This window comes from Vibrio sp. 1727 (assembly GCF_033344415.1).
Taxonomy (GTDB): domain Bacteria; phylum Pseudomonadota; class Gammaproteobacteria; order Enterobacterales; family Vibrionaceae; genus Vibrio; species Vibrio alginolyticus.
The window spans coordinates 1-577 of the sequence record NZ_JAWPOT010000501.1 but is presented as its reverse complement, the minus strand read 5'-3'; the positions used below and the strand labels follow the sequence as shown (position 1 = coordinate 577).

The following is a 577-nucleotide window of genomic DNA, read 5'->3' as shown; positions in this document are numbered from 1 at the left end:
CAGTCGAACTCGTCTTAATATTATCGGTGCGTTACCGCTTCAAAATATTGGCGCAACGGTGACAGACACGTATGACACGATAAACAGCGAGAGCATTGTTCGCTTCTTCTGGAAGCTCAAAAAGGAGCATTATCCGTTGGAGCAAAAAGTTCACCTAGTGCTTGATGGTGCCGCCTATCATCAGTCCGAGTTGGTGAAAAATGCGGCAAAAGTGCTCAATATCGAGCTTCATTACTTACCGCCTTACAGTCCAAATTTAAATCCAATAGAGCGGCTTTGGAAAGTGATGAATGAGCATGCGAGGAACAATATTTACTTCTCCTCGAAGGCTGAATTTACAACGGCTATTAATGAATTTTTCAATGTAACGTTGCCAGAAGTTGCAGGCTCACTGGTATCCCGAATTACGGATAATTTTCAGATATTGAAACCTGTATCTTCAAGTTGAACGGGTATAGCGCATTAGTTCCAATCTACTCTGGTACCTATATTTGGATACTCTCGGCTCAAGTCATCAAAACAACTTTTTAAAGATTCGAAACTCTCTGGGTGAGCTGACTTCAAATGACTAGAACCT

At 41.8% G+C, this 577-nt stretch carries 1 protein-coding gene; it reads left to right on the top strand.

Going from position 1 to position 577, the window contains the following annotated elements:
* A partial coding sequence (locus R8O10_RS26595; protein WP_318192147.1) for an IS630 family transposase occupies nucleotides 1-448 on the top strand: 448 nt, incomplete at its 5' end.
* Nucleotides 449-577: the final 129 nt, after the last annotated feature.